A 21,127-nucleotide genomic window follows, 5' to 3' on the forward strand; every position below is an offset into this window, starting at 1 on the left:
AACAATCAAAAGCTTACTGAGTATCATCCACCACTGGTGACTCTGCCTTCTCACGGCGGTTGCTGCCTGCTACCATTTTGATCTCGAACAATCGGCATTCCAGCGGGCCATTATACAAAGGCGTTTTTTTGCTGGGGCTTAAACGCATCAGCTTGGGCATCTGCAAATCGTTGGTGAGGAAATAGGTGTTCCAGCCAGAAAATCGTTGTTTGAGCGTGGCGGCCATTTGCGGATAGAGCGCGGCCAGCGTTTCATCTTCACCAATACGCACGCCATAAGGCGGGTTGGCAACCAGCACACCACTCTCGGCAGGTGGCACTACCTGGGTAAACTCCCAATGCGTCAATTGCACGGCGTCCAGCCAGCCAGCCATTTCCAGGTTCTGCTTGGTGACGCGTACGGCGCGTAAATCCATATCTGAACCGTAAATGCTTTGGAAAGTCACTGGTTTGACGGCTTTAGCTGCGGCATTGCGGATTTTGCGGAAGGTATCAGATTCAAAGTTTTTGAGTTTTTCAAAGCCGAAATGACGGTTTAACCCTGGCGCAATATTGAGCGCCATCATCACTGCCTCGAGCAAAAACGTACCACTGCCACACATTGGATCCAACAGGGCCTGGCCAGGCTGCCAGCCGGTGAGCTTGAGAATACCCGCAGCCAGGTTTTCACGCAACGGCGCTTCTATGCTGTTTTTACGGTTGCCGCGCTGGTAAAGCGGGTTGCCAGAAGTATCCACATAGAGCTGGTAGCTATCGCTGGTCAGGTAGACGTGCACGCGGACCGCGGGTTCGCGGGTATCAATATTCGGGCGGCTGCCGACGGCCTGGCGGAATTTGTCGCAAATTGCATCTTTGACACGCAGGGTAATAAATTCCAGGCTTTTAAGCGGGCTACGCACCGCCGTGACCTTGACCATCATGCTGTGCTTCACATCAAACCAGTTGGGCCAATTGATTTTTAATGCGCCCTGGTAGATATCGTCTTCTTTGGTATATTTGCCTCGCCCCACTTGCATGAGGATACGTGTTGCCACGCGCGAATGCAGGTTGGCGTGGTAACAGACCGACAACTCACCACTAAAACTGGCGCCGCCATCGGTGGCTTTGATATCACGCGCCCCGCTCTGCTTGAGCTCATCGACGAGAATGGCTTCCAGGCCACGCGGGCAGGTTGCGAAAAATTGATTCAGGAAATTAGCCACCGAGTTGAAACTCCTTGCCGTTATTGGGGTTTGCGCCTTGCAGGCGGTCTATGAGGTCTGGAAAGTTGATATTGTGCGTTTGCATGGCTTCTTGTACACGTTTGCGTAAAGTCGCCAGATCCGGGATAGGCAGTTCGGGGTTGAAGCCGAACACAATGATGTTGCCAGGCTTGCCTGTAGGCATCATCAGCACACGTTGACCGAATGTCTGCTCCATGCGCTGCATGTAGATATCAAACTTCTTGTCCGAGCCCCACAGGTTGATCGTAAACAGGCCGTTAGGGGTCAAGGCCTCGGCACAATCATCAAAAAAAGATTGTGTACAAAAGTCTGGCGGCAAACCATTGCTACCAAACGCATCCATCATGAGCCAGTCACATTGACCCGGATGCTGTTGAATGTAAGCAATACCGTCACCTTCGATAATCTGCAGGCGTTCATCATCGTCAGGCACGTAAAAATGACTGCGTGCTACCTGAATGACCTGCGGATTCAGTTCAATCACGGTCTGCCGGATCTGCGGACAGAATTTCCATACATACTTGGCAATGGAGCCACCGCCCAAACCAACCAGTACCAATTTACTGGCATCTGGCTTGAACAACAGGCTGCTCATCGCACCCCATGAATACGCCAACACCAAGGCATAAGGGTCTTTGACCTTCATGCTACTTTGTATGGTGGGGGAGCCCAAGTGCATGGAGCGTACGCCGTCTGTTTCAGTGACTTCTACCATCTCAAAGTCGGACACGGCTTTATGAATTTTTCGGTTGAATTTAAACATTACGCGCTCTCTGCCTGTTCATCCGAGTGACTGGCGGTTTCAACGGGTGCATTGTTTTCTTCTGGCATGGCTTCTGCTGACATCGCCTCTTCAACCACTTGCAAGAATTTGCTCTCCAGTTCCATCAGCAAGGTATCCACTTTCTGCACCGCCAACCTGACTTTAGTGCCAGGTTTGGTCGCTGGCAAACTGTGCACCTTGGTCATATACGGCAGGTTTTCAAGACGCACCAGGTTTTCACGCCAGACGGTCGCGTCGATTTCAGTGATATTTTCCTGGATCAGGTATTGCAAGCACCAGTAACGTTCCATGCGTGTCTGGAATTCGTTATAGGCATTATAGGTTTGATCAAAATTCCGCATATGGCCGACGATTTCATCGCCGTTGGCTGCATAGACAGGGTCTTGTAGCGTCAGCACACTGATCAGTTGCCGCTGGTTGATTAAATCCACCGCACGGCGTAAGGGAGAAGTACACCAGGCATATTGCGCCACGCCCAAGCCTTGATGGCTTTCAGCCTTGGTCGTCATATACACTTTGCCGCCATTTTGCGCGCGGTAAATACCAGGCACGCCATGCTCGGCCAGCAACAGGCCCCACTGGCTATTGGCGGCAATCATGAGCTCGGCCACCAGTTTATCCATGGGGGAACCGCGCTGGCGATTGATAATGCTGACAATCCCATCGGTGACATAAAAATTGAAATCCACAGGTTGTGGGCGCGTCGGGTCATATTTGCCACGGGCTTTTTCCAGGCTCTCAGCAAGACGGAACAGGAACACCAGCGATGACCACAATGGATGTCCGCTATCCTGTTCTAAAGTGGTTTCATTGAAATAAGGTTCCAGCGTATCGTGGCGCAGGTTATCTGCAATCTGCACCCGCTCCAGTCGGCTTTGGTGATGCACGATGCTGAAATCAGGCGCGACTTCCAGGTAAAGCGACAAGGCTGGTTTGGTCTCACCCGCATCCAGGCTGAATGGCCGGATTGCCACTTCTGGCAACATGGTAATCTTGTGCCCAGGCATATACACGGTGGAGAGGCGCTTCATGACCTCATTGTCCAGTGCCTCACGCGGTGCAACCCCCAACGACGGCGCCGCAATATGGATACCTACCTGCGTATTGCCATTAGCTAGCCGTGTCACCGACAAAGCATCATCAATTTCAGTGGTGGTGCTGTCATCAATACTGAATGCCTGCACGTCAGACAGCGGTAAATCGTGTGGACTTTCTGCCAAAGAAAATGGCGGGAATTCAGTGCCATGCGCAAAATACTCGCGTAGAAACGCACCCAGATGGTAATCATGCACAGAAGGAATCGCGCCAACATCATGTAACACCTGGATAGGCAACTTTTTGAGCTCAGCAGCCGCCTGGTCGAGGGCTTTCCACTCCAGGCTATTCTTGTCTGGCGCATACAACAACTGGTCAAGCTTGCCTGCGAAGCTATCTGGTAGTGTCGCTGCTTTGAGCTGAGTCACCATTTGCGCCATCAGCTCGGCTTGCTTGCGTTTTTTTTCCATGCCAGCCAAGGCCGCTTTCAAGGTATCTTCCGGCGCCGCTTTATACTGCCCCTTGCCTTTGCGGTAAAAATACATGGGCGCGCCATGTAATTTAATGGCAATAGCGGCTGCCTGTTGCCGACTGGGCTTGCCGCCATAGTACTCTTCAGCCAGCGCTTCAAAACTGAATTCAGCCTCACCACAACATTCCCACAAGAAGTCTGTATCCAATGTGTCAGCCTCAGCCTGTGCGGCTTCCAGAAAACCTGACAGGCTACCGTCAAACCGCATCAGTACATTAGCGGTTTTGATTTTGCTGCGCTTGCCCGAGCTCGCTTCGACCTGCATGCTGCTATCGGCCTCGGACATAATGGAGGCGACTTTAAAGCCTCCATCTTCTTCATAAAAAACATTCATCTGGGAAATAACTGTGTGAGGTTCACACCATGGATATTCAAAACGCTATTTTACCCGAGAAGCGCACTGTTTTTTGGCAAGCAGTGAACTTTAAGCAGCGAGACCGACTAAAATAACATGATGAAGCCGCTTAATTTTGATAACCGTTTTGTCCGAGAACTACCGGGCGACCCTATCCGCCACAACTACACCAGACAAGTCAGTGACTGCTTGTGGTCTGCTGTACAACCGACGCCCGTTAAAGATCCGCAACTGATCGCCTACAGCGCGGAAGTGGCCGATATGCTGGGCCTCACAGCCGCCGACTTGCAAGACCGTGAACTGATACAAACGCTGGGGGGCAATGGCATGCTGGACGGCATGTTTACCTATGCCACCCGCTACGGCGGCCACCAGTTTGGGCATTGGGCTGGTCAACTGGGCGATGGGCGGGCGATTTACCTCGGCGAACTGGTGCACGGCGAAAAACGTTTTGAGTTACAGCTCAAGGGCGCTGGCGAAACCCCCTACTCACGTTCAGCCGATGGCCGCGCGGTATTGCGCTCCAGCCTGCGCGAATTTTTATGCTCGGAAGCCATGCACCATCTGGGCGTACCAACCACGCGAGCCTTGAGCCTGGTCACCACTGGCGACCAAGTCGTCCGCGATATGTTTTATAACGGCAATCCGCAGCTCGAACCAGGCGCGATTGTCTGCCGCGTGGCGCCCTCATTCACGCGCTTTGGGCATTTTGAACTGCTTGCCAGTCGCGAAGAGCTTGTGCTGTTAAAACGCCTGATTGGCTTTACGCTGGACCGCGATTTTGCCGACTGGTGGCCCTCCACCGGCCTGCAGCTGGATGTCAACAATCCTGCCCCCGAACTGATTGAAGTCTGGTTTGAAGAAGTGTGTGCCCGTACGGCAGTCATGATCGCGCACTGGATGCGTGTGGGCTTTGTGCATGGCGTGATGAATACCGACAATATGTCCATCCTCGGCCTGACGATAGACTATGGCCCCTATGGCTGGATAGACAATTTTGACCCTGGCTGGACACCCAACACCACCGATGCGCAAGGCCGCCGTTATTGCTTTGGCCGCCAACCCGATATTGCACGCTGGAATCTTGAACGGCTCGCAGAAGCTTTAAGTACTATCCTGCCCTCGCAACAAGGTCTTGAAGACGGATTAGCCACCTATGACCAGACTTACTTCCGCGCCCTCACCACCAGTCTCGCTGACAAGTTTGGCTTTGAGCACTGGCAGGAGGGGGATGGCGAGCTCATCAACCAGATTTTTGAGATCATGACCCGTGCCGAAATTGACCAGACGCTATTTTTTACCTACCTTGCGCAGATTGACCTGCAACAGCCGCAAGTGAGCACACTGCAAAACGCTTTTTATACGCAAAAAGGCTGGCAGGATTTTAACCAGGATATCCAGACCTGGCTCATGACTTATTGCCAACGCCTGGCGCAATCCCAGCAATCATTAGAGCAACACCAGCACCGCATGGCTGCCGCCAATCCGGTCTATGTGCTGCGCAATTACCTGGCCCAAGAAGCGATTGATTTAGCGATGAGTGGCGACAGTAGCCGCCTGCTGGAATTACTGGAAGTATTACGCCACCCGTATACCCTGCAGCCTGGCAAAGAAAAGTTTGCGGAAAAGCGCCCCGACTGGGCAAGACAAAAGGCGGGTTGCTCCATGCTGTCGTGTAGTTCATAATTTTAGCCATGGTTACCGCTGAACAATTGATGATAGAAGCCGGGTTACGCCCTACACAAGCACGAACGGCCGTGCTCACGACGCTGATCAACTCGCATACCGCCTTGAGTCAGCCTGAAATCCTCAACGCCTTGCAAGGCGTGAAAGAAATCGACCGGGTCACGGTGTATCGCGTCCTCGACTGGTTGCAGGAAAATGCCCTCATCCACAAAATATCCACCGAAGACCGCGCCTGGAAATACCAGTTAAACAGCCCCAAACGCAGCTTTAAAACGCCGAGCACCTCCTCTCCGGGCATGCTTAACAACCACGGCCACGCCCACCTGCTCTGCCAGTCCTGCGGCACCGTGTTATGCATACACGAACTCGCTGCACATATTCCACAAGCGATTTTTGATACTTATCAGGTGTCAAATATTGAGATTAGCTTGAAGGGATTGTGTCCGGATTGCCAGAAAGCGGCAGCAGTCGCACACGCTTAACCTGCTGGTGTTGTAGGCGCAATGAGCACGAGAACTTGCGTGATTTTTGATGCTCATAAGTGAATGGATTCAAGGGCTAAGACCAGCGCTTTAATCTAGCAGTATCCCTTTGAGAACTTAATCATGCGCTCACAAGTTACCTTTCCGCTGACCATTTATTACGATGCCTCCTGTCCCTTGTGTCGGACCGAAATGGAGACGCTAAAGCAAGCTGATGCTGCCAATCAGCTAATACTGGTCGACTGTTCACAAACTGCAATGCAGTTACCCGACAGTTGCCCAGCCACGCGCGACGCCCTGATGAACAGGATTCATGCGCAAGACGCCATGGGACGCTGGATCAATGGTGTCGATGTGTTTGCCGCGGCATACAGCGTGACAGGCTTCACAAAGATAGGCAGATTCTGGTCTAGCCGGATACTGCGGCCCATCTTGAGCAGAGCCTATCCGTGGGTGGCCGACCACCGGCAGTGGCTCAGCAAAACACCCTTGCCGTGGTTGCTACATAAGCTCATCTCAAAAAACGCCAAGCCTCGCTAGTTGGCTCATCACAATGACCTTAGTGATTGGTCTGGCGAAAACCCTTACACTCTAAACCTTTGCCATGCTGGATGCACTGACTCAGTGTATGCATCACAATGCATCTCGGAGAAACGCACCCAGCAACACAAAGGCATTAAGACCATGTACGACACAGGATCTATATGTCTCATCAGCCTCATGCGAGCAGTTTCTCGCGCTTAGGGTCATAAAAAGGCAATTTCACTACCTCTCCCGCCAAACGTTTCTGTTGCCCATCCAGCTTACCTATTTCCAGGCGCGTACCTATGCTGGAAAAATCAGGTGCCACGCGCACGATGGCAATCTGTTTTCCCATCAATGGCGAATAAGTGGCGCTGGTGACGATGCCAACCGGGAAACGCCCATGATAAACATGATCGCCATGACTGGCAGGGTCTCCACCTTGCAGAATCATGCCGACTAAACGATGTCGGCTCTCCGGCGCTTGCCGCGACAAGGCTTCACGGCCGATAAAGTTTTCCTGTTTGCTATGTAAAGGCACACTGAAACCAGTGCCTGCTTCAAATGGAGTGGTGCTGTGGTCAAACTCGTGTTCAGCCATACTCAAGCCGGCTTCAATGCGCAGGACGTCAAGTGCATTCAACCCCATCGGGGCAATCTGAAAGCGCTGACCCGCTTGCCACACAGCATCCCATACTGCTTCGCTGTCATCGGGGTGACACCAGACTTCATAGCCCAGTTCACCTGTGTAACCTGTTCTGGAAACCATCACGGGTACCCCTGCAGCCCCACCTAGCCGGCCAATTGTAAAGTGAAACCATTTGAGCTTTTCAACTGCGGGCTGACTATCCGGGGTCCAAATCAGCTTGCTTAACAACTCGCGGCTGTTCGGGCCCTGCACAGCGAGATTGTCTAGCTGTGCACTGGCGTTGCGGATGCTGACTTTAAAACCTTTTTCTTGGGCCTTTTCCCTCATCCAGATACCGGTGTATTCCGCACCACAACACCAGCGAAAAGCCTGTTCCCCCATACGAAATATGGTGCCATCATCGATCATGCCGCCGGTTTCAAGACAAATCGCCGAGTGCGCAATTTCACCGATGGCCATGCGGCTGATGTTCTGCGTTAATACATACTGCAAAAAAGCCACCACATCAGGGCCGAAGATTTCAAATTTGCGTATCACCGACAAATCTAGCAGTGCCACGCGTTCACGACAGGCGAGATATTCTGCATTCGTCCCCCAGCCATCGTATTCAGTGGCCACCCAATAGCCTGTATAGTCGATAAATTTTTTGGTCAATGCGGAAGTTCGGGGGTGAAAACCAGAAGGTTTGGTCATGCGAGGCAGCTCCTCAGAAGTGTTGCGATAGGCAATGGCGCGTGGAAAGTCTTGTGCAGCATCGTAAATACGCACATGAATATCGGTCGGATGCCAGCCATTGGCAGGGTCAATATCGTCAGGACAAGCGGAAGAGGCGCAGACAAGGTCTCGCTCAGCACGCATTAAAATATAATCTCCCGCCCGTGACCACGGTTCATCCATCAGCACGGCGCCCGAGGCGTCAATAAAGGTGTTAAAAAACAAATTAATCGCTGGCCAGCCAGCCCGTGGTGCAATGCCATAGTGTGCCAATCGTTGGTTAAAGTTGTCGGTGCAACTGGCATGGCCGAAATAGCCACTGTCCTCGTAATATTTGGGGGTACAAGCCAGTAGAAAACTATCGTGTCGACCCACGGTATCCTGCACCACTTCTATCATGGGTTTCAGATCTGAACCAAGGTATCGTGAGTGCAATCCGGGTACAGGATTGCTCAAGCCCATCACCGTTCGGGTCGCTGTCGCATCCAGTCCCAACACAATGCCTTGTTCCAAAGCCTGTTTATCAAACGCAATAAAATCCGAGCATTGCTTGCCAGACACATCAATAATCTGAATCCATTCGCCTTTTTTGACTTCATAGGTCTGTGCCGTGGCGCGATTAACCCTCAATTCGTGCTTGATTGGCGCCAATGGTGCGGGCAAGAGTGATTCTGCCAGATTGGCGTAAGTCACGGTAATGTCCACTTCGGTGACTGGCGTGTGCGCTTCAACAGACATGTTTGGGCCAGCCGCGGCAATCACGACAGTCAAAGCATTTGTCGCTGTAAATTTGGCATACTCTGCACCTGACACTGTGATTGCTTGCTGCAAAGAAGCGTCATCCAGCTGCCAAGTGTTTAATTGATTACGCAGCCTTTGGGAGGCCGCACCACGCTGCTGAAGTTGCTGTTGAATGCCTATCGCGACGCCAGGCGGACGCTTATCGAGTAACGCAGGGGCCAATGTGCCATGAGCATCCAATACAATCAGCTCGGTGCTTTGCGCTTGGTCTGGGCTTAGAATTTCAAGCCGGTCGCCTGCGCTCAGGGATAATTGAATGGCCTGTTGTCCATCCAGACGGTACTTGCTAATAGGCTTGGCGAAGGAAGCGCCAAAATAATAGTCCTCCCCCCACCGCTGTTCTTTGATTGCTTGCATCGATTCACCATATCTTACGAAGTGTCCAAGTTAAAAGCTTGCCTATCCTATGGATATCTATTAATAGGTTGATATTCACCAACAGGCTGTTATCCAATGCACTAATATTGACTTTGACGGCATGAGATTCAATTACCCTCATGGCGTACCTCTTTGGTATTAGGCTTCGCCTTCACTCAGCCATGTCAACAATGCATAAGCGCCAGCGATTCCGGTGTATTAACAAGGTTTGGCCTATGCGCGGTTATCAAAACGCACTCAACACATCTCCAGCTAAGGCCTCATCAACGTGATGACCCCACCCTCACTTACCCAATTGGGAGTACTTCTTGATGAGGATTTTTCATCTTGGTGAAGCAGGTTACTTTAGCGGCATCGCGCTTCTAAACGCGGCGCAAACTAATCAATCAGATTTATGGAGAATCCTAATGTCAACGCGAATAGCCATACTCGGCGCGGGTCCAAGCGGCCTCGCACAGCTTAGAGCCTTTCAATCAGCCCAGGCAAAAGGCGCTCAAATTCCAGAAATTGTGTGCTTTGAAAAGCAAAGCGACTGGGGTGGGTTGTGGAATTACACCTGGCGTACAGGGACAGATGAACATGGCGAGCCTGTTCATGGCAGTATGTATCGTTATCTTTGGTCTAACGGTCCCAAAGAGTGTCTGGAGTTTGCCGACTACACGTTTGAAGAACATTTTGGCAGACCGATCGCCTCATACCCACCACGCGAAGTATTGTTTGATTACATCAAAGGTCGCGTAGAGAAAGCAGGTGTGCGCGACTACATTCGCTTTAATACGGCTGTACGCAATGTCATCTTTAGTGAGGTGACTCAGAAGTTCACCGTGACGGTGCAAGATCACACCACGGATACCATTTACGCAGAGGAATTTGATTACGTGGTCTGCGCAACAGGGCATTTCTCTACCCCAAAAATCCCAAGTTTTGAAGGCTTTGACAAGTTTGGCGGCCGCATCTTGCATGCCCATGATTTCCGGGATGCCCTGGAGTTTAAAGACAAAGACATTCTATTGGTTGGCAGTAGTTATTCCGCAGAAGATATAGGCTCGCAATGTTACAAATATGGGGCACGCAGCATCATCAGCTGTTACCGCACCGCACCGATGAATTATAAATGGCCAAAAAATTGGGAAGAAAAACCCAATCTGGTCAGAGTCGATACGGATACTGCTTATTTTCTCGATGGCAGCTCGCGAAAAGTGGATGCAATTATTCTGTGCACCGGCTATTTACATCACTTTCCATTCCTCGCAGATGATTTACGCCTAAAAACCAACAATCGACTTTGGCCACTCAACCTGTATAAAGGGGTTGCATGGGAAGACAATCCAAAATTCTTCTATATCGGCATGCAGGATCAGTGGTATTCCTTCAATATGTTTGATGCGCAGGCTTGGTACGTGCGAGACATTATTTTGGGACGTATTGAATTACCGGCAAAAGCCGAGATGAAAGCGCATAGCATGCTATGGCGTGAAAAAGAACTGGCGCTACAAACAGCGGAAGAAATGTACACCTACCAAGGCGACTATATTCAGGAGCTGATAGATGCCACTGATTATCCGTCATTTGATATTCCTGCGGTCAACAAGACCTTCCTTGAATGGAAGTATCATAAAAAGCAAAACATCATGACTTTCCGTGATCACTCTTATCGCTCCTTGATGACGGGCACCATGTCCCCACCGCATCACACACCTTGGTTAGAAGCGTTGGACGACTCCTTGGAAGCCTATCTCTCCGATAAAAGCGAATTGCCTGCGGTGAAAGAGGCTTAACTTAAACGATACGTTAGTTAAAAAATACCTGCTTTAGGGTGCTCACTTCATCCTATGCAAAATGCCCCCCCTATTAAGCATATGATTTAACGGAAAAATACGATGGAAAAATACCATGGAACGCGGATATTGGATTCGAAGTAAGCCGGTCTATTCAACCTTGGTCTGGCAACAACAGGCAAACGCACATATTGTGCTGGTTGAAGGCAGCGCTGGGGGCCTGGCGGCAATGAAGTTATTCCAGCAAATGCATCCAGAGCACCCTACCAAAGTACTCTATGCGAGAAACCCAGTGGTGCAACAGGATCTCAGCATCCCCTTAAGCAAGGTCGTGCCGGATGCGCTGTTGATGTTTGAAACGACAGAGGAGTCTCTCGTTGCATTTGAGGCCCATTTATCCAGTGCATGCATGGGCTTACGAATCTACGTGGCAGGCTCTGAGCGCTTTATCTGGCAGATGGCTCAAATGGCTGACAAGTATGGCATTGATGACAGTGACATCATCAAAGAGCTCGTTGGCACCTTAGCTAGGCCTATCTATTGCGTTCATTGCAAGACCATCTCTTATGAAGCGCATACCAATATCAAAAAATGTGATGGCTGCGGCAAACAACTGTTTGTCAGAGACCACTTTTCTAGACGCCTTGGTGCTTATATGGGGCTGATGGTGGACGCTGAAGACCCTGGGCAGATTCCAAGCATTGAGGAGATTTATCCTTGAGTACATTTAAAGTTGTTGTTTCAAATATTCAGCAAATCACTCCGCTGATTAAGCAGTTCTCTTTTATCAGGGAGGATGGCGCAAGTTTCCCTCCATTTTCAGGGGGAAGTCATGTGGTGGTTGCGATGAACATCAATGGCCGACTCCATCGCAACCCTTACTCACTGATGGGCTCTCCGCAGGCGCCTGATGCTTATCACATTGCCGTGCGCCTACAAGAGCACTCACGCGGCGGCTCGGCTTACCTCCATCATGAGGTCAAGGTTGGGTCTCAATTAGAAATCACGTATCCAAACAACTTATTCGCACTGGATAAAAGAGCGCGAAAACATCTCCTCGTCGCTGGTGGCATTGGCATCACTCCATTCATGTCGCAGATTGATGATTTAATCAGGACCAAAGCCAATTACGAATTGCATTACGCCTATCGCTCTCAGGATCATGCGGCATTCACCTCTGCCCTTAAAGAAAAATGCGCTGAAAGAGTCCATGTGTATGTTGAAAGCGAAGGACTCAGCATTGATCTAAAAGCGCTATTAAGCAAACAACCCTTGGGCACCCACGTCTATGTTTGTGGACCGAATGCAATGGTGGTTGCTTTAATTGAAACGGCGCGGTCACTGGGTTGGCCAGAAAATCATATCCATAGCGAACAATTTTTAGCGCCCCCTTCAGGTGAACCATTCAAAGTGAAATTGGCAAAATCTAACATTGAAGTTCATGTCCCCGCAGAAATGAGCATGTTGGAAGCGATTGAAGCGGCAGGGGTGGATGCGCCCTACTCTTGCCGTGGCGGCGCATGTGGCCGCTGTGAGCTGGAAGTCATCCGAACTGATGGCGTGCTGGTGCATCAAGATCACTATTTATCAGAAGCAGACAAGGCGGCTGGCAAAAAGATTATGCCTTGCGTCTCGCGCGCAAAATGCCAATCCTTAGAAATCAATCTTTAACAGGAAATGCTATGAGCTTAGCTTTTAAAAAAGAAACCTTTCGCGATGACTATACCTACCAAAACTCAGCCGAAGCCATTAGACGGTTTCCATTTCCGTTTGCAGAAGACAGCTACATGTATTCAGTGAATATTGAGCCTCACACCAAGGGGCCGGTGGGTGCTGTGACTGAATTTGCCTTTGATATTGATGAGCACTACGTCGCTGAATGCGAGGATAAAGCCAAAACATTAGCGCTAGATGCGGGAAGGTACCAGGCCTTGCCACACATGGCGGAGGCGCAATGGGACTTTCTGGAGCTCACGATGGAAAGTTTATCAAACGACTATCCTGAGCTATTTTCGCTCAAAAAAGACGGTCTATTGTGGACATGGGAAAATAAACCGCTTGGGATCAAAAACACGTTTACCTTTGGCGACAGCGCCTCCTTTGACATGGATCCAATGGAATATATGGGGAGACAGGTGCAAGGTGACTTTGTGCTGCTAGATCAACGCAACGGGACTTTGTATGCCGATGCTGGCTTTATCACCAGTCAAGCAGACTGGTCGCTGGCCTTTGATGTGGGCATGGCCTGGCATGAGTGGCACGGCCCTGTCCCGCAAGTGACGAAACTAGGTGTGATGGACCGCGCTTTAAAGTTCCTCATGGCCTTGCAATTGGGCGCACCCGTACGGCGTTTAAATTGGACAATGACAATTAACCCAAGGCTAGACACGTCGCCCGAAAACTATCCCTTGTGGGGCGGCGACCGTAATAAAGTCACCATCGACAATGTGGGCGAGCTGGTTCATTTACGTGTTGAGTTACAAAGCTTATTCAGATTGCCGCGCAGCAATGCCATACTGTTCAGTATTCGCTGCTATTTAATCAGTATGAATGAGTTGACCACTTCCGCACGCTGGGCAAAACGCTTTCATCGCGTACTAAAGTCATTACATCCAGATTTAGTGGAGTACAAGGGCTTAACCAAATTTAAAGATTTAACGGTGCAATGGCTGTCTAAAAAAGATGATGGCGCAGAAGTGGCGTTAGGGACGCACCCATAACGCTGGATACTTTCTCACATGAAATACTTTTGTAAGCTCTGTATGGCCTGCGATCCATCCTCTTGAGCCACATCGGTAATGAAACCTTCAAGTGCTAACAACTCGCCGGCACTTGAAAATACTCCTTTACCCTGCTCTAGGACCCATTTAACCGCGCCAGAACGGGTATAAATACGATAAAGTAATTGGAATTTTTGTTGATGCCTGATTTTCTCTTGCACACGATCCCACGCGATATTGCGGTCATCAGGATGAATAATCTGGGCATAGGAAAAGTTGGGGTTGCCTATCATTTCATACGGCTCGTAACCCGTAATGTCAACCGCGCCTTCACTGACAAATTCAAAACTCCAATTTTTATCATTTTTACAACGATAAATCATGCCAGGCGTATTGTTGATGAGCGCATTAAGCAGATGACGATGGCTTCTCTTCGTAGACTCCGTGAGCTTCATTTGGCTGATATCGGTCAGGGTGCCGATGATGCTGGATCGTTCGCCTTTGTATGCGGTGGTGTTTTTAGCACGCAACTCCACCCAATGAGAATCGCCATTTCTGGCAATCAGACGAAACTCTACGACGGTCTTATTGCGCTTTCCTTGAATGAGAGAAGTGATTCTCGCTTCAGCCAACGGTTTATCTTCTGGATGCACAAAAGTTAGTAAGGGTTTATTGAGGCACTCTTGTATTGTGTAACCTAACATTGACTCCCAAGAGTGGTTTAAGTATAGGATTTCTTGATTCACTTTAAGATAAAACACAATTTGTTCTATGTGATTGATGAGTTGCTCATGGATTGAGTTTTCAAACTCACTGGACTCCACCACTTTTGGTGAGAGACTTGATGAGAATTGAAGTAAATTCACCACAGATCGACTGTCTTCTTGTATGGGTGAAATGGAGACGTGTGTCGGTAAAATGCTGCCATCCAGGCACAACATACGAATGCGTAAGTGGTTCTTTTTATCTTGTGTTGCCGTTGTCTTTGCAAATAAAGAAGCCAGCAGCTGATGATCGCCAGGATGAATAATATTGGTCAGCGGCATCCCGACCACCTGCTCCTGCATGCTTAACATGCCAATTTCCATCAGAAATGCTTTGTTCGCAAACTTAACAATGTAGCCATCAATGACTGCGGCGGGTGTAGAAAGATTGCTGGACACATCGTTGGCCCAAGTCACGGTACGATCCATCGAGGGCTGGGGATGACGCGTATAATGTTTACGAAAGATGGGATAGATTGCAATCAACAACAAGGAAGTCAATGCGGTGGTTGCAGCGATCATCAATGCAGATAAATGCGTGTTAAATGAGGCGCCAGACACCCACCATGAATTAAAGACGATAAAAAAAATGACACTCAATATTAGTGTGCTAAAAACAAACAAACTCATCTAAGCGCCTTTCACGGGAAATTTCAGTGCCGGAGTCATCCTTGAGCATTCAATTTGCAAGACTGATCAAAAGCATCAAAGATCTGACAATACACACATTGTATGCAAAGCTTATCATATTAATTTTTTGTATTACTTCCAGCTTGATACTCATGCAGGCTGGCTCTCTCTTTTTGCTCGACTACACTGCTAATAATCAAAAAGTCATTCAAGACATCACCAAAGAGCAGATTTTCTGGCAACATTTTTCAGACACCGCCATCGGAGAAGCACCCGAGAAATTGACCGAAGCAATCCTTAAGGCCGATCCCCATTTACGCTTTGATCTCGGCAACATGGTGGCACAGATTAACAGTCATGATGCCACGCAAGTCAACCAACTGTTGCAGAAACTCAGAGAAGCAAGAGAAAAAATCAGTGACAGCCACTTTCAACAAGCGTCCATCACCTCGCAACGACTCACGGTTCAGACCTTAATCTCAAGCTATGAGCAATTGGTCGCGCTATTGTTGCAACAGGTCGAGGCAAAGCAATCAGTGATTTCACTGCTGCAGCTGCTGAGCATTTATTTAGCCATCAGTTGCTTGATCACCATCGCGTTTAGAGCGAGAAAGCTCCTGGTTGATCGTATGGATACGCTAGTCAGTTTTGCTGGCCTAGACGCGCAAAATGAACAGCGCGAGCAGGATGAAGATGAGTTTGTCAAAATTGAACGCCTGGTCTACGAAACCTCGGCAAGACTAGAAGGGTTTAAAGCAGAAAACGAATGGTTCAATCAAAATAGCAGTGAACGCCTGCGTCGTTTAATTAGATCACAAGACTTTCTGCATGAATTTGTAGAATCTATCAACAACACTTTATTAAGCGAAACGGTCTTACGCAAAAGTTTATTCTCGCTGGAAAAGGCCTTAAACATTTTAAATGTCTCTCTCATTTTTACCGAAAATGACTTGGGCATTTCAACAGAGCGCGTTTTATTTTCCAATCACAAACCAGAAAAACTCAGTGACGCCATTTTAGAAGATCTCACCACAACCAATCTGGTGAGATTCTGTACCAATGACAATTCGTCACATGACAATGGCTTTCAATGCATTGCGGTCGGCTTCGTCACCCCCACGGGGGCATTGGGCGTGTTACAGGTCGAGGCGGATCTTGAGCATGTGTTTGATGAAACAGAAACGCAATTGGTCGAACTGACGGCACATTTACTTTCTATGGTGATGGGCTTCCAGGGACGGGAGCAAGAGGGTCGGCGTCTGGCATTGTTAGAAGAGCGTGCGGCCATCGCCCGCGAATTGCATGACTCTCTGGCGCAATCACTGTCGTTCATGAAAATTCAAATTTCACGGCTGCAAAGTGCAAGCAACAACCAGTTAGAGACGAATGAATTTCGCGGCATTGTCAACGAATTGCGCGATGGCTTGAATACGGCTTATCGGGAGCTACGCGAGTTATTGGCAACTTTCCGCGTACATATGGATGTGCGGGGATTAAACTCGGCAATTCAAACTGCCATTGATGAGTTTACCCAGCGCTCCAACCTCTCAATTTCCCTGGATAATCGTCTGATAAACTGTCGCTTGACTGTCAATGAAGAGTTTCATATTTTACATGTATTGCGTGAGGCACTCTCCAACGTAGTGCGCCATGCAAACGCAAGTAGAGTGGAAATCTCTCTTAACTTTCAAAGCAGTGGAACCATCATTATCATCGTTGATGATGATGGTATTGGCTACACCGCCACTGAAGCGTCAGGCCATTATGGACAGAGCATCATGCAAGAGCGGGCAGAAAGCCTGGGGGGAAATGTTGCGGTTCTCAGACGCAAACAAGGGGGCACGCGAGTGCGCTTGATTTTCACGCCACAGTTGCCTCAATCATAGAAAGACATTTAAAAATGATGCAGACCCAATACAAAGTGTTCTTGATCGATGATCATGCCCTCTTCCGCAAAGGGGTTGGGCAAATCATAGATGCAGACCCTGCATTCAAAGTGATCGGTGAAGCCGCCTCAGGGCAAGAGGGTTTGGATACTGCCATTGGCTTTAAACCAGACATTGTGTTGATAGACCTCAACATGAAAGGAATGAATGGCATAGAGACCTTACGCCAATTTAAAGCGTTAGATCTCACTGCCAAATATGTGGTGCTGACGGTGTCAGATGCTGAAGACGATTTATTAGAGGCCTTGCGCGCAGGTGCTGATGGCTACTTGTTAAAAGACATGGAGCCGGAAGACCTCTGTGCCAACTTAAAAAAAGTCGCTAATGGCATGACGATTATTCAAGACACACTCACTGAAGTGCTAAGAACAGCCCTTTTAGAGCCCAAACCTCAACGTAAAGATGAGCAGGCTTCGCTCACTGAGCGTGAAAGAGAAATCTTGCAATGTCTCAGTGACGGACTCAATAACAAAACGATTGCCCGCAAACTTGGCATTAGCGACACCACTGTGAAAGTGCATATCAAACATTTATTGAGCAAACTTAAATTAAGCAGCCGCTTAGAAGCCGCAGTCTGGGCACACAATCAAAAATAAGATGTACTAGCGCAGACCTCGTGCCTTTTTAGCGCTCAGCAAAAAGGCCTTTTCAAATTGTGCGTAGGCGCAAGGTCACGCATACGCGCCTATCAACACCTCCCCCCTCCAACGCTCCCTTGAAATCTTCTCCAGCTACCCCTTAAGGAGTAATCCGTAGTGAGAATTTAGTAAACAGCTGCAAATCATCAAAATAGATTCCATTGTGGATGTATTGACTTAATCCCATGTGCAGTTGATATCTGATTGTCATTGAACGTTGATCTTCTTATTAGCCTTTCTTGAAATCAGTAGATAGGTGAAAAAAGAAGGCTTTTAGGGAAGGGAAAATAAGGTGAGTATAAATTCTTCGATTGACATGTATAACGCCGGCTACGGTGGTGATGCTGAAAGCAAGCACACGCTGCATCGCAAGATTGGTTGGCAAGGTGCATTTTGGGTCGCGAGTGGCGTACCAGCGCTTGTATTGTTTTCTATGGGCGCCATTTCGGCAACGGTAGGCAAACCAGCTTGGTTGGTATGGGCCATTTCTATCACATTTGGTTTTATTCAAGCATTTACGTATGCAGAAATTGCAGGCTTGTTTCCACATAAGTCTGGCGGTGCTTCGGTATATGGCGCGGTTGCATGGGTAAGATATAGCAAGTTTATCGCGCCAGTCTCAGTGTGGTGTAACTGGTTCGCATGGTCTCCAGTATTGGCTATCGGTTCTGGATTGGCTGCAGGCTACATTTTAAGTGCCTTATTTTCCCCAGATGCCGCCATCAACACCTGGCAAATTACTCTCATGGATTTGAGTAGCATTAAAGCTGGCTTAAGCTTAAGAATTAACGCAACGTTTATTCTCGGGGCTGCCGTTTTACTGACAGTGTTTTCGATACAGCACGGTGGTATTTTACGTTCTGCCAAAGCAACCATGATCCTGGGGGTCACCGCGTTAATTCCACTCATGCTGATAGGCTTGGTGCCTATCCTCACCGGCGACATGCCTATGGCGAATTTCTTTCCCTTGGCGCCTTTAAGTTATGACACAGCCGGGAATGTGATTGATGGTATTTGGAATATTGAAGGCTGGAAATTAATGGCGGCTGGCTTGTTTATTGCTGCCTGGTCAACGTATGCCTTTGAAACCGCCGTCTGTTACACACGAGAATTCAAGAACCCTAAAACAGATACTTTTAAGGCCATTTTCTACTCAGGTCTGCTGTGTATTGCGGTGTACACACTGGTGCCCATCGCTTTTCAGGCGCATTTAGGCTTAGGCCATTTGGTGACGCCAGCGGTGACAGATGCCGCGGGTAACGTAACGACTGGCGCGGTATATGATGGGATGTTGGCACCAGACATTTACAGTGGCATGGGCGTTGCCGGGGTGTTGTCGAGTATGTTGGGCGGCTCCAAGCTGATTGTGACAGTATTGGTGATTATGCTGGTTTTGGCGCTTTTGCTCTCGATCATGACCTCCATGGCCGGTTCTTCTCGTACGCTTTATCAAGCCTCTGTCGATGGCTGGCTGCCCAAATACTTGTCTCAAGTCAATGAGCATGGCGCGCCTACCAAAGCGATGTGGACAGATTTGTGTTTCAACCTGCTGTTATTGCTGATGTCAGACTATGTGTTTGTATTGGCTGCATCCAATGTTGGTTACATCATTTTTAACTTCCTCAATCTGAATTCCGGCTGGATACACCGCATGGACAGACCGAACTGGGACCGTCCATACAAAGCGCCTACTATCCTACTGTTTTTAGGCGCGTTGCTCGGTTTTGTTAACCTGGGATTGATGGGATTAGGCGCTGACGTCTGGGGGGCAGGCACCCTCAATGCCGGACTGTTTTTTGCAACCTTGATTGTGCCGGTTTTTATTTACAGACACTTCATCCAGGATAAAGGTGTATTTCCATCAGCCATGCTAGAAGATATGCAACTAGACAATGCAAAGGATGGCGTCATGAACCGCGCTGGCGTGCTCCCTTATATAGCGTTGCTGGTGGGCGTCTTCATTGTCTTCTGGCTGCATAGCATTTAGTTCAACTATTTAGTTCAAATTGGGACGCGTGGCCTAACCAAGGGTGAGCAAGTTTGATTGCTCACCCTTTTTTAATCCTTGCTCTGGGTGAGCTCAACTTTTTGAAGGTGTCACTTGAAGACAACTTTACTTCTTAAGTAGTACATCCTAAAGAGAGTGTTGAACAAATCTTTATTTTTATAGTATTCCGAATCATCAATTTAATGGGAGAAAAGTCATCATGTCTAGAAACTCAATACTCAATACTCGACACCGGGAATTAGGGTCAAATTTAGATGGCGACACGTGGAACAATATGCCTATTCCTTGGAGCTATCACACGGATGTCAATGATGAAGTGGTCGCGGTGAGGAGTCGCGCCGGCTTATACGACGTGTCTGGCTTAAACATCATCAATGTGGATGGCCCAGATGCAGAAAAGGTCCTTGATAGGCTGGTAGCAAAAGACATCACCAAACTCGAACCCGGCCACAGTGTCCTGGCTGCAGAAACGGATGAATCGGGTGCAATTTGTGATGACATCATGATTATCAGAGACAGTACAAACAGCTTTCGACTCTCCCACGGCTCAGGCAAAACACCGGAAAACTTAAAAATGCTTGCGGCTGGCAAAGACGTGACCATCGCGCCCGATCTTGATGCGCATATTTTATCTTTACAAGGCCCTCAGTCCTTAGCGATATTAGCGCCGCATGTCATCGACTTTGACCTGGCAAGCTTGGATTATTTTAAGCACAAGCCCACCCGCCTATTTGGTAAAAATGTCGTCATAGCACGTGGCGGTTATTCCGGGGAACGTGGATACGAAGTCTATTGTAAAGGGCAAGATGCCATTGAAATATGGGATAAGATTTTAGAGGTTGGCAAGCCTTTTGGCGCGATCCCAGCCTCCTGGAACTCGCTAGAGTTAACGCGCATTGAAGCAGCGCTGTTGTTTTTTCCATTCGAAATGCCTGAAGGTGATACCACGCCATGGGAAATCAACATGGGCTGGGGTGTGGACCTGGATAAAAAGGGAGACTACATCGGCAAAGCGGCTGTATTGGCATCCAAAGGCAAAGAGCGAGTAAAACAAGCTGGTTTAATCTGCAAATCACCAACGAGTGTTGAGTCAGGCGCAAAAATAGTCAAAGATGGGGTAGAGATCGGTGTCGTCACCAGCGCCTCCTTTAGCAATTATTTAATGCAGTCTTTAGCCATGGTGCATTTAAAGCCAGAATACACAGCGATTGGAACGGAAGTAGAAGTGGTGTGCAGCCATCAAAAAGTGTCCGCCTATGTGGCCCCTACCCCCTTTTATGATCCTATGAGACGACGGACGCACGCTTGATGACGATAGCGCGTGCGATATCAGGCTGGCGATGTTGCATGTGCATCTAACAATCATGCAATAGAAACTTGTAAGCGACTGTATACGGCGGGTACCACGCTGTATACAGCAATGACTACCCTTTTAGCGCTACCTCATTGATGACATGTTAATTTCAAAGAGTGACGGCTAATG

The 21,127-nt window shown here is 48.9% G+C and carries 16 protein-coding genes; 11 read left to right on the top strand and 5 right to left on the bottom strand.

The genetic code is table 11. The features are described 5' to 3' along the window. Positions 1-13: 13 nt before the first annotated feature. The 3 genes from ACJ67_RS08460 to ACJ67_RS08470 are packed head-to-tail and all read right to left on the bottom strand — an operon-like array spanning position 14 to position 3,907. Positions 14-1,201, bottom strand: coding sequence for a class I SAM-dependent RNA methyltransferase (locus ACJ67_RS08460; protein WP_231587131.1), 1,188 nt, complete (start codon positions 1,199-1,201; stop codon positions 14-16). Continuing rightward, positions 1,194-1,985 carry a polyamine aminopropyltransferase gene (locus ACJ67_RS08465; RefSeq protein ID WP_049638694.1) on the bottom strand — a complete coding sequence of 264 codons (792 nt, stop codon included), beginning with the start codon at positions 1,983-1,985 and terminating at the stop codon, positions 1,194-1,196. The genes ACJ67_RS08460 and ACJ67_RS08465 overlap by 8 nt, the downstream gene beginning before the upstream one ends. Next, on the bottom strand, positions 1,985-3,907 hold the full coding sequence (locus tag ACJ67_RS08470) for a ribonuclease catalytic domain-containing protein (protein WP_049638695.1): 1,923 nt from the start codon (positions 3,905-3,907) through the stop codon (positions 1,985-1,987). Before ACJ67_RS08470 ends, ACJ67_RS08465 begins: the two co-directional genes overlap by 1 nt. A 117-nt stretch (positions 3,908-4,024) precedes the next feature. Here ACJ67_RS08470 and ACJ67_RS08475 point away from each other — a divergent pair, with 117 nt between their 5' ends. The 3 genes from ACJ67_RS08475 to ACJ67_RS08485 all read left to right on the top strand — a co-directional run bounded on the left by ACJ67_RS08475 (position 4,025) and on the right by ACJ67_RS08485 (position 6,636). Then, positions 4,025-5,614: a YdiU family protein gene (locus ACJ67_RS08475; RefSeq protein WP_049638696.1), complete on the top strand. Its 1,590-nt coding sequence runs from the start codon at positions 4,025-4,027 to the stop codon at positions 5,612-5,614. An 8-nt stretch (positions 5,615-5,622) separates the two neighbouring features. Next, positions 5,623-6,096: a Fur family transcriptional regulator gene (locus ACJ67_RS08480; protein ID WP_049638697.1), complete on the top strand. Its 474-nt coding sequence runs from the start codon at positions 5,623-5,625 to the stop codon at positions 6,094-6,096. Positions 6,097-6,219: 123 nt separating this feature from the next. Next, the gene (locus tag ACJ67_RS08485) at positions 6,220-6,636 is read left to right on the top strand and encodes a thiol-disulfide oxidoreductase DCC family protein (protein WP_049638698.1); all 417 of its coding nucleotides are present in this window, start codon (positions 6,220-6,222) and stop codon (positions 6,634-6,636) included. Positions 6,637-6,814: 178 nt separating this feature from the next. Here the strand turns inward: ACJ67_RS08485 and ACJ67_RS08490 are convergent, their stop codons facing one another. Beyond that, the gene (locus tag ACJ67_RS08490) at positions 6,815-9,139 is read right to left on the bottom strand and encodes a DUF1989 domain-containing protein (protein WP_082163978.1); all 2,325 of its coding nucleotides are present in this window, start codon (positions 9,137-9,139) and stop codon (positions 6,815-6,817) included. Between the two features lie 332 nt (positions 9,140-9,471). Here ACJ67_RS08490 and ACJ67_RS08495 point away from each other — a divergent pair, with 332 nt between their 5' ends. From ACJ67_RS08495 to ACJ67_RS08510, 4 genes are all read left to right on the top strand, one after another. Next, the gene (locus ACJ67_RS08495) at positions 9,472-10,938 is read left to right on the top strand and encodes an NAD(P)-binding domain-containing protein (protein ID WP_231587288.1); all 1,467 of its coding nucleotides are present in this window, start codon (positions 9,472-9,474) and stop codon (positions 10,936-10,938) included. Positions 10,939-11,053: 115 nt separating this feature from the next. Then, the gene (locus ACJ67_RS08500) at positions 11,054-11,659 is read left to right on the top strand and encodes a dimethylamine monooxygenase subunit DmmA family protein (protein WP_049638700.1); all 606 of its coding nucleotides are present in this window, start codon (positions 11,054-11,056) and stop codon (positions 11,657-11,659) included. Beyond that, entirely contained in the window at positions 11,656-12,609 is a 954-nt protein-coding gene (locus tag ACJ67_RS08505) for a PDR/VanB family oxidoreductase (RefSeq protein WP_049638701.1), read from the top strand. The genes ACJ67_RS08500 and ACJ67_RS08505 overlap by 4 nt, the downstream gene beginning before the upstream one ends. A gap of 11 nt (positions 12,610-12,620) precedes the next feature. Further along, a complete protein-coding gene (locus tag ACJ67_RS08510) occupies positions 12,621-13,658 on the top strand; it encodes a DUF3445 domain-containing protein (RefSeq protein ID WP_049638702.1) in 1,038 nt (345 codons plus the stop codon). A gap of 14 nt (positions 13,659-13,672) precedes the next feature. On the opposite strand, the gene ACJ67_RS08515 is transcribed toward ACJ67_RS08510, so the two are convergent. Beyond that, positions 13,673-15,052: a PAS domain-containing protein gene (locus ACJ67_RS08515; RefSeq protein WP_049638703.1), complete on the bottom strand. Its 1,380-nt coding sequence runs from the start codon at positions 15,050-15,052 to the stop codon at positions 13,673-13,675. Positions 15,053-15,204: 152 nt separating this feature from the next. On the opposite strand from ACJ67_RS08515, the gene ACJ67_RS08520 reads away from it, so the two are divergent. The 4 genes from ACJ67_RS08520 to ACJ67_RS08535 all read left to right on the top strand — a co-directional run bounded on the left by ACJ67_RS08520 (position 15,205) and on the right by ACJ67_RS08535 (position 20,953). Further along, positions 15,205-16,938: a histidine kinase gene (locus tag ACJ67_RS08520; protein ID WP_082164121.1), complete on the top strand. Its 1,734-nt coding sequence runs from the start codon at positions 15,205-15,207 to the stop codon at positions 16,936-16,938. 14 nt (positions 16,939-16,952) lie between these two features. Next, on the top strand, positions 16,953-17,594 hold the full coding sequence (gene narL / locus ACJ67_RS08525) for a two-component system response regulator NarL (protein WP_272227256.1): 642 nt from the start codon (positions 16,953-16,955) through the stop codon (positions 17,592-17,594). 358 nt (positions 17,595-17,952) lie between these two features. After that, positions 17,953-19,623: an APC family permease gene (locus ACJ67_RS08530; RefSeq protein WP_156171704.1), complete on the top strand. Its 1,671-nt coding sequence runs from the start codon at positions 17,953-17,955 to the stop codon at positions 19,621-19,623. Positions 19,624-19,843: 220 nt separating this feature from the next. Beyond that, a complete protein-coding gene (locus ACJ67_RS08535) occupies positions 19,844-20,953 on the top strand; it encodes an aminomethyltransferase family protein (protein ID WP_049638706.1) in 1,110 nt (369 codons plus the stop codon). The last annotated feature ends 174 nt before the right edge of the window (positions 20,954-21,127 follow it).

Origin of the sequence: Methylophilus sp. TWE2, from assembly GCF_001183865.1 — a bacterium.
Taxonomy (GTDB): Bacteria; Pseudomonadota; Gammaproteobacteria; order Burkholderiales; family Methylophilaceae; genus Methylophilus.